Source organism: Alicyclobacillus fodiniaquatilis (genome assembly GCF_042678105.1).
Taxonomy (GTDB): Bacteria; Bacillota; Bacilli; order Alicyclobacillales; family Alicyclobacillaceae; genus Alicyclobacillus; species Alicyclobacillus fodiniaquatilis.
Genome location: NZ_JBHUCX010000083.1, coordinates 1 through 12,414 on the forward strand (window position 1 = coordinate 1; position 12,414 = coordinate 12,414).

At 50.4% G+C, this 12,414-nt stretch carries 15 protein-coding genes; 3 read left to right on the plus strand and 12 right to left on the minus strand.

The features are described 5' to 3' along the window. The 11 genes from ACFSB2_RS19550 to ACFSB2_RS19600 all read right to left on the minus strand — a co-directional run. The coding region (locus tag ACFSB2_RS19550) for a transposase (protein ID WP_377945002.1) at positions 1 to 161 on the minus strand (161 nt) is incomplete at its 3' end. A 208-nt stretch (positions 162 to 369) separates the two neighbouring features. Next, positions 370 to 741 carry a VOC family protein gene (locus tag ACFSB2_RS19555; protein WP_377944778.1) on the minus strand — a complete coding sequence of 124 codons (372 nt, stop codon included), beginning with the start codon at positions 739 to 741 and terminating at the stop codon, positions 370 to 372. A 51-nt stretch (positions 742 to 792) separates the two neighbouring features. After that, complete coding sequence (locus ACFSB2_RS19560) at positions 793 to 1,107, minus strand: DUF1572 family protein (protein ID WP_377944779.1); 315 nt, start codon at positions 1,105 to 1,107, stop codon at positions 793 to 795. Positions 1,108 to 1,185: 78 nt separating this feature from the next. Next, the gene (locus tag ACFSB2_RS19565) at positions 1,186 to 1,503 is read right to left on the minus strand and encodes a phosphotransferase family protein (RefSeq protein ID WP_377944780.1); all 318 of its coding nucleotides are present in this window, start codon (positions 1,501 to 1,503) and stop codon (positions 1,186 to 1,188) included. Positions 1,504 to 1,786: 283 nt separating this feature from the next. Next, a complete protein-coding gene (locus ACFSB2_RS19570) occupies positions 1,787 to 3,031 on the minus strand; it encodes an MFS transporter (RefSeq protein ID WP_377944781.1) in 1,245 nt (414 codons plus the stop codon). 228 nt (positions 3,032 to 3,259) lie between these two features. Beyond that, positions 3,260 to 3,577: a MazG nucleotide pyrophosphohydrolase domain-containing protein gene (locus ACFSB2_RS19575; protein WP_377944782.1), complete on the minus strand. Its 318-nt coding sequence runs from the start codon at positions 3,575 to 3,577 to the stop codon at positions 3,260 to 3,262. Between the two features lie 517 nt (positions 3,578 to 4,094). Then, a complete protein-coding gene (locus tag ACFSB2_RS19580) occupies positions 4,095 to 4,328 on the minus strand; it encodes a TM2 domain-containing protein (RefSeq protein WP_377944783.1) in 234 nt (77 codons plus the stop codon). 193 nt (positions 4,329 to 4,521) lie between these two features. Beyond that, complete coding sequence (locus ACFSB2_RS19585) at positions 4,522 to 5,433, minus strand: D-alanyl-D-alanine carboxypeptidase family protein (RefSeq protein WP_377945003.1); 912 nt, start codon at positions 5,431 to 5,433, stop codon at positions 4,522 to 4,524. A gap of 57 nt (positions 5,434 to 5,490) precedes the next feature. Continuing rightward, complete coding sequence (locus ACFSB2_RS19590) at positions 5,491 to 6,162, minus strand: metal-dependent transcriptional regulator (RefSeq protein WP_377944784.1); 672 nt, start codon at positions 6,160 to 6,162, stop codon at positions 5,491 to 5,493. A 22-nt stretch (positions 6,163 to 6,184) separates the two neighbouring features. Next, complete coding sequence (locus ACFSB2_RS19595) at positions 6,185 to 6,844, minus strand: fumarylacetoacetate hydrolase family protein (RefSeq protein WP_377944785.1); 660 nt, start codon at positions 6,842 to 6,844, stop codon at positions 6,185 to 6,187. A 277-nt stretch (positions 6,845 to 7,121) separates the two neighbouring features. Continuing rightward, on the minus strand, positions 7,122 to 7,565 hold the full coding sequence (locus tag ACFSB2_RS19600) for a BrxA/BrxB family bacilliredoxin (RefSeq protein WP_377944786.1): 444 nt from the start codon (positions 7,563 to 7,565) through the stop codon (positions 7,122 to 7,124). Positions 7,566 to 7,790: 225 nt separating this feature from the next. On the opposite strand from ACFSB2_RS19600, the gene hemE reads away from it, so the two are divergent. The 3 genes from hemE to hemG are packed head-to-tail and all read left to right on the plus strand — an operon-like array spanning position 7,791 to position 11,242. Then, positions 7,791 to 8,819, plus strand: a complete 1,029-nt coding sequence (hemE, locus tag ACFSB2_RS19605; RefSeq protein WP_377944787.1) for a uroporphyrinogen decarboxylase — start codon at positions 7,791 to 7,793, stop codon at positions 8,817 to 8,819. A 34-nt stretch (positions 8,820 to 8,853) separates the two neighbouring features. After that, positions 8,854 to 9,774: a ferrochelatase gene (hemH, locus tag ACFSB2_RS19610; protein WP_377944788.1), complete on the plus strand. Its 921-nt coding sequence runs from the start codon at positions 8,854 to 8,856 to the stop codon at positions 9,772 to 9,774. 7 nt (positions 9,775 to 9,781) lie between these two features. Next, on the plus strand, positions 9,782 to 11,242 hold the full coding sequence (gene hemG / locus ACFSB2_RS19615; RefSeq protein ID WP_377944790.1) for a protoporphyrinogen oxidase: 1,461 nt from the start codon (positions 9,782 to 9,784) through the stop codon (positions 11,240 to 11,242). Positions 11,243 to 11,475: 233 nt separating this feature from the next. On the opposite strand, the gene ACFSB2_RS19620 is transcribed toward hemG, so the two are convergent. Then, complete coding sequence (locus ACFSB2_RS19620; RefSeq protein WP_377944791.1) at positions 11,476 to 12,351, minus strand: sugar phosphate isomerase/epimerase family protein; 876 nt, start codon at positions 12,349 to 12,351, stop codon at positions 11,476 to 11,478. Positions 12,352 to 12,414 lie beyond the last annotated feature (63 nt).

Consider the following 12,414-nt stretch of genomic DNA (forward strand, 5'->3'; position numbering starts at 1 on the left):
ACGATTTCTGTCTGGATTTCTGTCGCCTTCTGTATTAACAATTGCTTCAAACGTGATTCAACGGGCTCTACAAGCACCTTTCTCCGGTATTTCGGACAAAACACGACATGGTACTTGCAGTCAAATGTGACATTTCGATTCAATTCGACGTCTCTACTCATTGCGATCACCCAAGAACATCTTACCAAAACAAGTTAGATACGGGACTATTTCATCTAACGTTTAGTTGATCGTTAAAAGACATTTCGCCTAACGGCGAGCGCCTTATATCCCCATAGCTAAAGCAAGGGGTTTTACGACGCTTCTGATAACACAAATTCTATCTCGTCATAAACAGCCCCAGCCTCGCCAACTGAATCAGAACTGTTATCATTTGTTACCGTCTGGCAGACTCCAAACTTCGATGAAATTGCCATCCAGGTCGTAGAACGAAAATGACTTCCCTTGGTAGTCGAAGAATTCACCGACTTGAACACCGTTATTTTTCAGCCCTTGATAAACTAATTCTGCGTCTGAAACGATGAATCCTTGCACTGGAAACGGCCCGCTCGGCAAATTGATGTGAGAATTCACTTTCGGCTCATGTTGGGTCAAACAGATCCTGACGCCGGATTTAGTGATCAGTTCTAAGAAAATCGGATCTTCTGTGACAACCTTAAAACCAAAATGCTTGCCATACCATTCAGCAGCGGCTTGTAGGTCACTCACGGGAATTCCCAGATACGCGCTTTTCAGCTCCACTGGATTTGCCCCTTCCGCATTTTCGCAATGTAAAAAATTTGTCCTGTATGGCTAGGTAAATGTCTGAATTGTGGTGAGCTCAATGGCTTGTTCTTTTGACATCTTGAGGTCCCGTTCGAATTCATCCCTATCTCTTGTGTATGGAACACCAAAGAATGCGATTTCAAAACAGTGATGCACATTTGCCCAAATATGTGCAATCAAATTCGCGATGCTGTTACTTTCAGGGGTGGGTGACCAAACGATGTCTTCCTCAGACAACTGTTCAATGACCATGAGTGTCCATTTCCGGTCTGCTTTGTATTTCCTTAATAGAAAATCAATCACCATCGTTGAGCTATCCAAAATGACTTCACGCTCCAACATGTTTACGACAACCATACCAAACATACGTTCGACTGTAAAGGTTGAGCTGCCACCTTTCGATTCAACGTTTTCAAGCCATTAGAAAAACTCATAAAACCCTTCTGCGAAATATGTGAAATCGTCGTCGGTGAGTATCTTTTCACCATAACCTTCGAAGAATATATCTACATCCAAGTAATCTTGAAAGACATTCGGTTTCGGCCTAATGGCTAATGCTGCGTCACATCTTGAATCGCCAAATGCGCCTTCACTCCAGTCGATCACACCGCTAATTTCCCCATCGTGGACAAGTACGTTATCGATTGTGAAGTCCCCGTGAATTAACGTCTGCGTAACTGGTTGGGGTTTGTCCGTAAAAAGCAATGGGATACTTGTCGAACATGACCGTTCCTGCACCTTTCTAAATCCCTGCGACGCACAGTTTAGGTCTATCCGCTACACAATCTAACCGAAGGTACATCTTGTTTCGCTTGTTCGCCTCTTGTTTTGCCCAACTGACCATGTTCACTGTACATTTATTCAGACTTCTCGCATAGTCGACATCCATTTACTAGTCATTAGACATTGATAGAAACTTTTGAAGGCACCCTGGCCAAGGCCACAAAGATCAATTCCGAATGGTAAGGGGGCTGCTTTACCGTACATACCCGTACTTCCCTCCCCCCATTTCAGCTTTCGATCACGCCATATTATCCGGGACATCATCTGTCGGCTCACTGACCTTAAATCTGACCCACAGCATGTTGCAGATGTACAAAGCGCCAGCGATGCCCAGCATAGTGCGAATGCCCAACGCTGCGGAGCCGAGTCCGCCAAGAAATGGCCCCGCAAAACTCCCTAAAAATTGAGCGCTGGATGTGAAACCATAAATTTGTCCCCGTTGATTGCTTGGTGTCATCCTGCCGATTAAAGCGTTGGCGGTAGGGAGAATGCCACCAATGAACATCCCCAGGCCAAATCTGGCTGCCACAAACACCCAGATGTTCGGCGTAAAGGCCTGCGGCAGATAAAATAGACCCGCTCCGGTCATACATATGGTTAAAACCCGCCGATACCCCAGGACATCGCTTCTTTTGCCAAGAAACGGAGATGCGATGAGATCGGCTAGTCCAGTGACGGCAAAGGCAAAACCGGCCACTGTGTTGAGATACCCGACGTTGCCAGCCAATTGTTTCATAAACACCGTGAGAACGGGTTGTACACTCATGACCGTAAACTGTGTCAAAAACAGAACGATAAACATCGACTGAACCGTCTTTAATTGTTTTATCGCTTTGAACTGCCCGATGAGCGAAGGTTTCTTTTGTGCGGTGGTCGACGGCTTGTGCCGCTCTTTGACGCACAACAGCGTGATCAAAAATGCAGAAAACGCAAATACGGTCGTCAAGAAAAACACCATACGATAATTGTGAAAATAGTCTGCGGCCACACCACCTAAAAGCGGCCCGACCAAGGTGCCAATCATGCCGGCTGTTTGTGTCCACCCCAGTGCATACCCCAGTCGATTCTGGGGAACGACCGTGGCGACGAGCGCAATGGATGCTGCCGAAAAACCGCTAAACGATCCCTGCAACGCGCGAATCAGCATCAGTTGCCACGTATTCTGGGCAAAACCCAATACGCCGGTAAAGATGGCAATGGCGATGGTGGATCGCATCACCATCATCTTGCGGCCGCTTTTGTCAGAGAGCGATCCCCACAAAGGCGACATCAGGGCGGCCATCAACGGGGTCATGCCTTGAATAATGCCTGTGAGCATTTCCACGTGATGGACATTGTGCACGCCAAGCTGTTCGACATAGAGCGCCATAAAAGGATTAGAGCTGGAGAAAGCAATGGACATGATGAACTGGACGGCCGCCATGGTCCACAGCGTCACTTGCCAGGACGTCTCTTTCGTGCCTTGTTCGCTGTTCTTAAACATTCATGGAAGATCCCTTTCCTGTCATTGTCATTCTATGTATTTCGTCAATAGAAATAATATTAAGTCGTTTATGCAGTTTAGGCAATAACAAGACACTACTCAGATTCACACTCATACGATGATAAACACACCGCGCTACGCCGTCCCGTCCCTTTGACACAGCATGTAAACTGCAGTTGCCGGTTGGATTTTGTTTGACCACGTCAATGTCTGTACGGCTGCCGACAGCTAACCAGGCAACTTGTTCAACTGCTCCACTTGTCCGTACTTGGCAGCGTTGATCGGTTCCTTCAGACGCATCACCATCTCGAGATCAACCTCATAAATATTCGCTAAGGCGAGTGTGTAATACAGGACATCGTACAATTCCTCATCAAGCGTACCTTTGATGTGCTGGGTCTCTGCGTAGCGAACATCGTGCCGCATCGCTTTAGCCAGTTCACCCACTTCTTCAACCAACTTTTGTAGATATTGCAACTTCAAATCTGGATGAAAATCCTTGCCGCGAATGTACGCTTGCAGCGCCTGTATCGTCACATCGGCCATCGATTAATCCTCCCCTCAAATGCTTTCTGATTTTTCAGCCAAATAACGCAACAGAAACGCTCTGTCCTCTTCGTAGGGCATATACAACTGCGCAAGTTCTTCGGAGGATTTCCAGGCTGGCCTTGCAAGACCATCAACAATTGTTGTCCGCTCACGCAAACTGCGGCTGCCGCTCCCAGCACATGACCGACTCCTTTCGCCAAACTTCCGCCTAAAAAGTCGCATCCCCCTGCATTGCACGATGCATGCACAAGGAGACGCTTGCATATTTTCGAATCTCTACATCTTTACTTGAATATCCAGTAGTCAATGCAACTTGTCCAAAGAAACGCCAGTCCCACCAAGGGACCTCCTGCCTGCAATCACTGTCGCCGTTTAGAAATCATCCCCAGCCTATGTTGCTTTCGTTCATATAAAGAAACTGGATCTCATTGTACCACGCCCAAATATAAGCAACCGAGTACTCAACGAAAATCACGCCGTTCGCAGTGTCGAATCAATTGCGACCAATCCGGTGCTATCTCCTGGCAGTCATCGCCATATTTGCTGTCAAAAACAGATCTAGCAACCACCAAATGCCCACAATCAGTAAAATTACATGCCCGATAATGATGACGGACGTGATGCCGCCTAATACGGTGAGCGCCAACATGGTGACACCAGAGCCTACACGCCCGCAGTACATGCGATGAATGCCAAGATAGCCCAAAAAGAACCATAACACATACGCCAACGCAACCGATTTACCCATGCATCGTCCCGCCTTTCCCTTTGCTTCACTGTATGACAATATCGCTTGTCAACTTGTCAGTGGAGGGACGCGTGCCAGGTTCGACGCATTGGCAAATTTCATTTGATATATCAACCGCTGATGCACCCATCAATGTCACCTTATCCGATTTCGTCGGACAATACGGTTGACCCGAAAAAGAAACAGTACCAAGTCAATCTTGACCTGGTACTGTTTCTTCTTTATCCATATGTTCGTCTTCGCCCGGTTCCGTATATTGGTTTGCCCAAGTCAAGAGCCGGATGGTTTCACTGTACATGTACGTCTTGCGCGGTGCGCCAAGCACGACGCTGATGAGCACGTGCCCATGTTGACGGACCGCTGTTGCTAAGCAGTACATCGCCTTTGAAGTAAATCCCGTCTTGCCGCCGATGTATTCACCAATGGCATTGCCCTGACTGTACAGCAATCGATTGGTATTGTTCACCGTTTTCCCATCGACCATATGCGACTTTGTCTGCATGGCATCAACAATGCGCGGATGCTTGATGGCTTCGGCCATAATGTACGCGATATCCATCGCGGAAGTCGCGTGATCTTCCGCATGCAGACCGTTTGGCGTGACAAATTCTGTATGCGTGCAACCGAGCTTCCTTGCTTCCACGTTCATCATGCGCGCAAATCCTTCTTGCGATCCGCCAACAGTTTCAGCGACCCCATAGGCAATGTCATTGGCGCTCTTCATCAGCAAGGCGCAGAGCGCGTCATCCGCAGGTATCGTCGTACCTGGTTTGACGCCGAGCCGCACTCGCGGCTGATGCGCCGCTTCGGTGCCAATGTAGACCGGATCGTCCGGTTGTAGATTTTTCACAAGCAAGATGGCCGTCATCAGTTTTGTCGTGCTTGCCGGATACATCGCTGTATCCCCTTGCTTGTCATAAAGCGTCTTTTTTGTCGTCACGTCGTAGACCACAGCCGCCTTTGCATTGACATACGGCTCGTCGCCAGTTTCTCTGGCGCCCGCCGTCGCAACGCCGCTCAACGTCACGCCGATGATGACCACCAATGCGCTGAACGACTGCGCAAAAATTCGCCACCTGCGTTTAAATTGCCGTGCAATTTGCATCAAAAAAAGCCCACCTCTTTCCGCATCGGTGATTAAGGTGGGCAGTTTTCGTGTAATTTATGCTTGGGCCTCAATAGGACGGACCAAAACCCGATCTGCGATTTCCCGTTGTAAGGACAATGTCTCGCCCTTCACTTCAATCGGAATGCCTGCCTCAAAGCGGCTTTGTTCGCCGAGCACCACACGCGCGCCAGGCACCAGACCTGTACGATGCAAGAAGCGCAAGAGATCCAAATCTTCTTCGGCCACCTCAATGATGCGTACAACCTCTACCGTCTGGTGAGAATCCACTTCGGAGAGCGGCATCCCCTTGGGTAAGACATATCCAGATCCTGGTATCACATTCCCATGAGGACATGTCGTCGGATTGCCTAACAATGTGGCCAGGCGCTTTTCCACCAATTCTGATACACTGTTTTCCAACCGACCTGCTTCCACATGCGCGTCCGCCCAATCGAGATCCAGCACATCTGTCAACCAACGTTCCAACAAACGATGGCGACGCACGATTTGTTCGGCCTTGCTCCGCCCCTCATCGGTCAACAGAATTTCCTTTCCTTCACCGGATGTCACATAGCCTTCCTGATTCATCCGCTGTAACGTCTGTGAAACCGTCGGCCGCGATACATTCAAATAATCGGCCACTTTCGACGCAATGACTTGTTCTCCTTCGTCATTCAATACGTAAATCGCCTCTAGATAGGCATTCATAGCACTTGGACGTGACACTTTAATTACCCCCTCCTTCATCTCAATTGGCGATGATTAGTTCTCCTAAACGTGTGTTATCCAACACGAGTGTACATGTATCCCCCGCGTGAAGCGGACCAACGCCTGCAGGCGTGCCTGTAAACAGGATATCTCCGGGATGAAGGCCAAAGTGTTGATGAACGTATTGCACCAAAGTGTCGAAATCAAACAACATATCTGCTGGCGTGCCTTCTTGTACAGTTTGACCATTGATTTGCAGAGAAAAAACTGCCTGTTGCACATCTTGAAAATCACCGGATGTGTAAAAATCGGTGAGAATGCCTGATCCGATAAAACTTTTGGCCAATTCCCACGGATGACCTTGTTCCTTCAACCGCGATTGCAACGGCCTGTCCGTCAAATCGAGCCCTAAAGCGACACCGCCCACAACGTCCTTTGCCTGCGCTCCATTGGTCACCGGTTTATCGATAAAAAGTACAATTTCCAACTCGTGGTGAATGTCAGTCGCCCCTGGCGGCAACGCAAGATGACCCGACGCAGGTGTCAAGGCATGCGTAAATTTGCCGAAGATCATCGGCCGCGTAGGTACAGCATTGCCGAGTTCAATAGCGTGATCCCGATAGTTTCGACCGACACAAAACACGTTGCGAATTTCCTTGATGGCATCCGCCGCATCTTTCCAGTGCGCCCATTGACTCAAACAGACCGCTCCCGTCTTGAATTTGATCCTATTCTATCACACCACACTCCTCGGGACGAAATCAGCTCGACAAATTCCAGAAATTCCATCTTAACAACCATAACGCGTTTACGCAAAAAGGACCAAGCAGAGCACAAACAGCCCAACTTGGTCCAAAATTCGAATATGTGGCCGACAAGCGGCTTTTAAGCGCATCCCGAATTTACATGACCTATTCGGTCGCCCGGATACGTCGTATCAAACAATGATCTAGAAATGCGAAAGTGCTGCGACCCGCTTAGCTTGCTTTGGCTTCGCAGTACTGATTGAACAGCGCGACCAATTTGGCCGCTACAGCATCGGCAGAAGACCCCTCGATATCACTGCGGTGCAGCACACCAGCCAGCGAACCGTCCTTGAACAGGAACATTGAAGGCGATGACGGCGGCATATCGGTGAAGAACTCACGCGCGCGCGCGGTCGCTTCCTTGTCTTGACCAGCAAACACCGTCACGAGTCTGTCTGGCAATTTGTCATTTTCCAGGGCCATCGCAACACCAGGACGCGCAATGCCGCCTGCGCAGCCACAAACGGAGTTGACCACAAACAACGTCGTTCCAGCCTTGTCGGCCATCACTTCGTCTACTTCCTCGGCGGTGAGCAATTCACGAAAACCAATTTGTGTCAATTCATCGCGCATTGGCTGAACCATCATCTGATAAAAATCCAATTCTAAGCTCACGACAGAACCTCCTTATAAGCTGTAAATCGCGCATTTGTTTTGTTCCCTTCTATTATACCGCGACTGGCAAGCACATGACAGTTTGGCGAACGTCATGGCAAATCCGCTGATACACTTCGGTTTGCGTTTGCATCACGTGGCCTCGCTTAGGTATAACAGATGAAGGTGCGTTGAACATTTTATTGATGTGCGACGCGAACTTGTTACAGTGAATGGAGTTATCATATGTTTAATGATACGTTTTTACGGGCTTGTCAACGGGATCAAACCAATTCGGTACCTGTCTGGTTTATGCGTCAGGCGGGGCGTTATGATGCAGATTACCGAGCGATTCGCAAGAAGTATTCGCTCGTGGAGATTTGTGAACACCCTGATGTGTGTGTTGAGGTCACCAAGATGCCGGTGGATAAATTGGGTGTCGATGCAGCGATTCTCTTTTCTGACATCATGATTCCGATTGGAGCCATGGGCTTGCCCTTCGTCATCAAAGAAAATGTCGGTCCGGTCATCGACACGCCGATTCGCCACGAGTCGGATTTACATCATTTACATACATTTGTACCTGAGGCGGCGCTGCCCCACGTACTGGAAACCATCCGTTTGCTCAAACAGGATTTAAGTGTGCCGCTCATCGGCTTTATGGGCGGTCCGTTCACACTGGCCAGCTACATGATAGAAGGCGGTCCGTCGCGTGATTATTTGCATACCAAAACGATGATGGTCAGTCGCCCGGACATGTGGCAACAGTTGATGGACAAGCTAAGCGAGATGATCATCGTCTACGGCACGGCCCAAGTGAAAGCTGGCGCCAGCGCGCTGCAAATTTTCGACTCCTGGGTGGGCAGTCTCGCACCAAGTGACTACCACCAATACGTGCTGCCGACCATGCAGCGGATCTTTGGCGCGCTCAAAGAACTGGATGTGCCGTTGATCTACTTTGGCGTCAACACGGGTGAACTTTTGTCTACCTTTGCAGAGACCGGGGCAAGCGTCATCGGTGTCGACTGGCGCGTCCCCTTGACCGTCGCCCGCCAGCGCGTCGGCGACAACGTCGCACTGCAAGGAAATTTCGATCCCGCCATGCTCTTCGCACCACAGTCGGAAATCGAGCGGCGGGCACAGGCAATTTTGTCAGAAGGCACGAAAGCACCTGGCTTTATCTTCAACCTGGGCCATGGTGTAAAGCCGTCCACCGACATCGCCGTCTTGCGCGAATTGGTGGCCTATGTACATCAATTCCGCCTGACCTGTTAATCTGTGGTTCGGCTTTGGGAAAGGGGAAACGACAATGACAGAACCTCTGGGTCTACTTGTCATGGCCTATGGCACACCAAGCAGTTTAGAGGAAGTCTTGCCTTACTACACGGACATCCGTCGGGGGCGCGCGCCTTCGCCTGAGCAGCTTGCGGATCTGACGGGACGCTACCAGGCCATTGGCGGCGTCTCGCCGCTGACCGAAATCACACGGGCGCAAGCGGAGGGCATCGCGAAGATCTTAAATCAGGATGGCGGCCGACCAGTGCGCCTGTACCAAGGGATGAAACACACACATCCGTTCATTTACGAAGCAGTGGAACAAATGTACCAGGATGGCATCCAGGATGCGGTCGCCATCGTCTTGGCGCCTCACTTCTCGCATATGAGCGTTGGCGGCTACCAACGTGTGGCTCGCGAAACGGCAGCCAAACTAGGCGGACCAAACATCCGCTATGTGAATGAGTGGCATTTGGAGCCTGCCTTTTTAGACGCGCTGACCGAACGTGTGCAAGCGGCGCTTGACCAGTGCAGTGATCCCGCTGGCGCAATGGTGGTGTTCTCTGCGCACAGTTTGCCAGAACGCATTTTAGAAACCGATGATCCCTATGTAAAGCAGCTACACGAGTCGGGGGAGATCGTCGCGGAGCGGCTGCATCTCACAAACTACATGTTTGCTTGGCAAAGTGCGGGACGCACAGGTGAACCATGGCTTGGACCAGATATTTTGGACGTGCTGCACGATTTAAAACAGCGTGGGTTCAAAGAAGTCGTTTCCTGCTCACAAGGATTTGTGGCGGATCACCTCGAAGTGTTGTACGACATCGACATTGAGGCGCAGCAGGTGGCGAAAACATTGAATTTGCATCTGGTTCGCACAAAACAGATGAACGATGATGCACAGTTCCTACAAGCACTCGCCAACACTGTACGAACCTGTGCGCAGGAGGACTAGGATCCCCATGGAAAAGACCTATCGCGTCGCCGTCATCGGCGGTGGCATCACTGGTTTAACAGCCGCACGCAGACTGATGCAACAAGCGGATCACTTGCAGATGCAGACGGAAATCACCATCTACGAGGCCGCCAATCGGCTTGGCGGCAAGGTGCTGACATATCGGGATGGCGGCCTGACGCTCGAAGCCGGGCCCGATTCGATGCTTGCTCGCAAACCAGCAGGAATGCGGTTGTTGCAAGAACTCGGATTGGCGTCAGAAATCGTATATACCAACAGTGCGGCATCGCAGACCTATATTGCCCGAAATGCGGAATTGGTCCCGATGCCCAGCGGCACATTCATCGGCATTCCCATGAACGTCTCGGCATTTTTACAGACAGATTTGCTCTCCTCACAGGGCAAACTGCGGGCGTTGTTCGATATATGCCTGCCTGGGAGCAAGCTGGAGGAAGATGTGTCACTCGGCGCGTATTTGCGCGCACGTCTAGGTCACGAATGGGTAGAGCAACTTGGCGAACCGCTCCTAGCGGGTATTTATGCTGGACGGGTGGATGATTTGAGTTTGCAAGCCACCTGGCAGCAGATTGTCCAACTTGGCACTGAATACCGCAGTTTGATTGTCGGCGCGCGGGCGATGCGCAAGCGGCAATCGACGCCCAGCAACAACTCCGGACGCAGCGCGTTCATGACCGTGCGCGGCGGTCTGGAAACCGTGATCGAGCGTTTGGCCGATGTGTTGGCAGACAAGGTGCACATTGCGTTGGGCCATCAAGTGACCCGCGTGGCGCCTACTGTGCGTGGGTACACCTTGGTCATCAAATCGGCGGGCGAAGTTGAGGAAAAAGCGTTTGACGCGGTGATTGTGTGCACGCCTGTTGACACCATGAAGCGCTTGCTGCAAACCTATTTGCCGCGACGCGATAATCCGTTTGACGTACCCTACGTATCCACAGCCACGGTCATCCTTGGTTATCCGAAAAGTCATGTGAAGGTCGATTTGAGCAAGGCTTCGGGCTTTCTCGTGCCGCGCTCGGAAAATCGAGCAATTACGGCAAGCACGTGGACTTCCAGCAAATGGCCGCATACGACGACAGAAGATTACGTCGTGTTGCGCTGTTATGTCGGACGCGCAGGACAAGCGTCTCATCTTGCGCTTGCTGACCATGAAATGGTCCGCGCAGTCCATCAGGATGTCAAAGATTTGGTGGGCATTTCCCCATCACCTGTGTTCAGTAAAGTGACCCGGTGGGACAACAGCATGCCCAATTATCTGGTCGGTCACTTGACACGGTTGCAACAACTGAAACAAGATCTTGTGGAATCGTTACCTGGCGTCTTTGTGGCAGGCGGCGGTTACGAAGGACTGGGTTTGCCCGACTGTATTGTGCAAGGCGAGTCGGCAGCAGAGGCAGTATGGGCACATTTGCTCCAACATCATGGCGACAGACAAGAAGTAATGTCGTGAGTTGGGTATCGTCGCAATGATTTTGTAAAGCGAGACGGTCTTATATGTGAACGTCGGTGTGAAAATAAATGTCGACAATCCGTTTGAACTTTAGCGTGATAACCCGCCTTGTCGGGTTTTTCTTTTGTCCCATCTCGAAAACAAGGTCGATACCTGCGCGCGCCATCCACGATGCCTCAATTGACTGACATTTTCATGATGCTGCTGGTGCGGGGCGTATCACGCATGGCGGTCTATTCGCCATGGACCATCATCTTCAACCCCGCTAATGAGGCGGATGAACCATCCGCCAACGTACCCCCATCAGGCATAAAGTGTGTTTCGATGGTATAAAGTCCTGCATACCCATCCTCTTGAAGTGCTGTAAAGTGATCAATAAACGGAATTTCGCCCGATCCGATTGGAACGCACACTGGTTTTCCATTGGCGCAATGTCGAACATCTTTGAGATGTACGTGGGCTACAACTTCCTTGATAGCCCGATAACCTTCTGGGAACGAACTGCGACCACCGTACGCCTCATTTCCTGGATCCCACAGTACTTTCAAAGCAGGTGAGGCGACAGCGTGAACAAACTCCCCGACTTCAGCCGCAAAACCACCGTTGCAAGAAGGCTCATTCTCTAGTAAGAGTAAGATGTTGCGCTCCTCTGCAACTCGGGCAGCCTCGCGTAGATGACTGACGATCTCGTCATAAAATGCTCGCGGATCCCGTTCACGCCAAAAGGAGAAAATTCGAATGCGGCGAGTTCCGAGCATGTGCGCGATGTCGATAGATCGTTGCAATTTCTCAAAATGGCCGTCCACCGTATCTTCTTGATCCCCAAACATATCTCCCCTCTGTACTGGGCGCGATGGACTTAGGGGACATTTGAATACCGGAGAAGCCAGGCATGATACAAACAGACCGCTCTGGTTCACCTGTTCTCGAATCCAGCGTAAATGGGAATCGGATAGATCTATCGCATTTACACCGTCTATTGTGCGAATTTCCACATGTCGCAGGCCATGACACTTTGCCCACTCCAACGCGTCCACGAGGCTCGACGATACTTCATCCGTGATAATGCCCAATTTATCGAGATCGAAAATTGTCAATCTCCCCTTCATTTCAGTGCTCTTTGGATGACCAAATCATGCGGATATATAGAGCACTACATGAACAGCTCATTT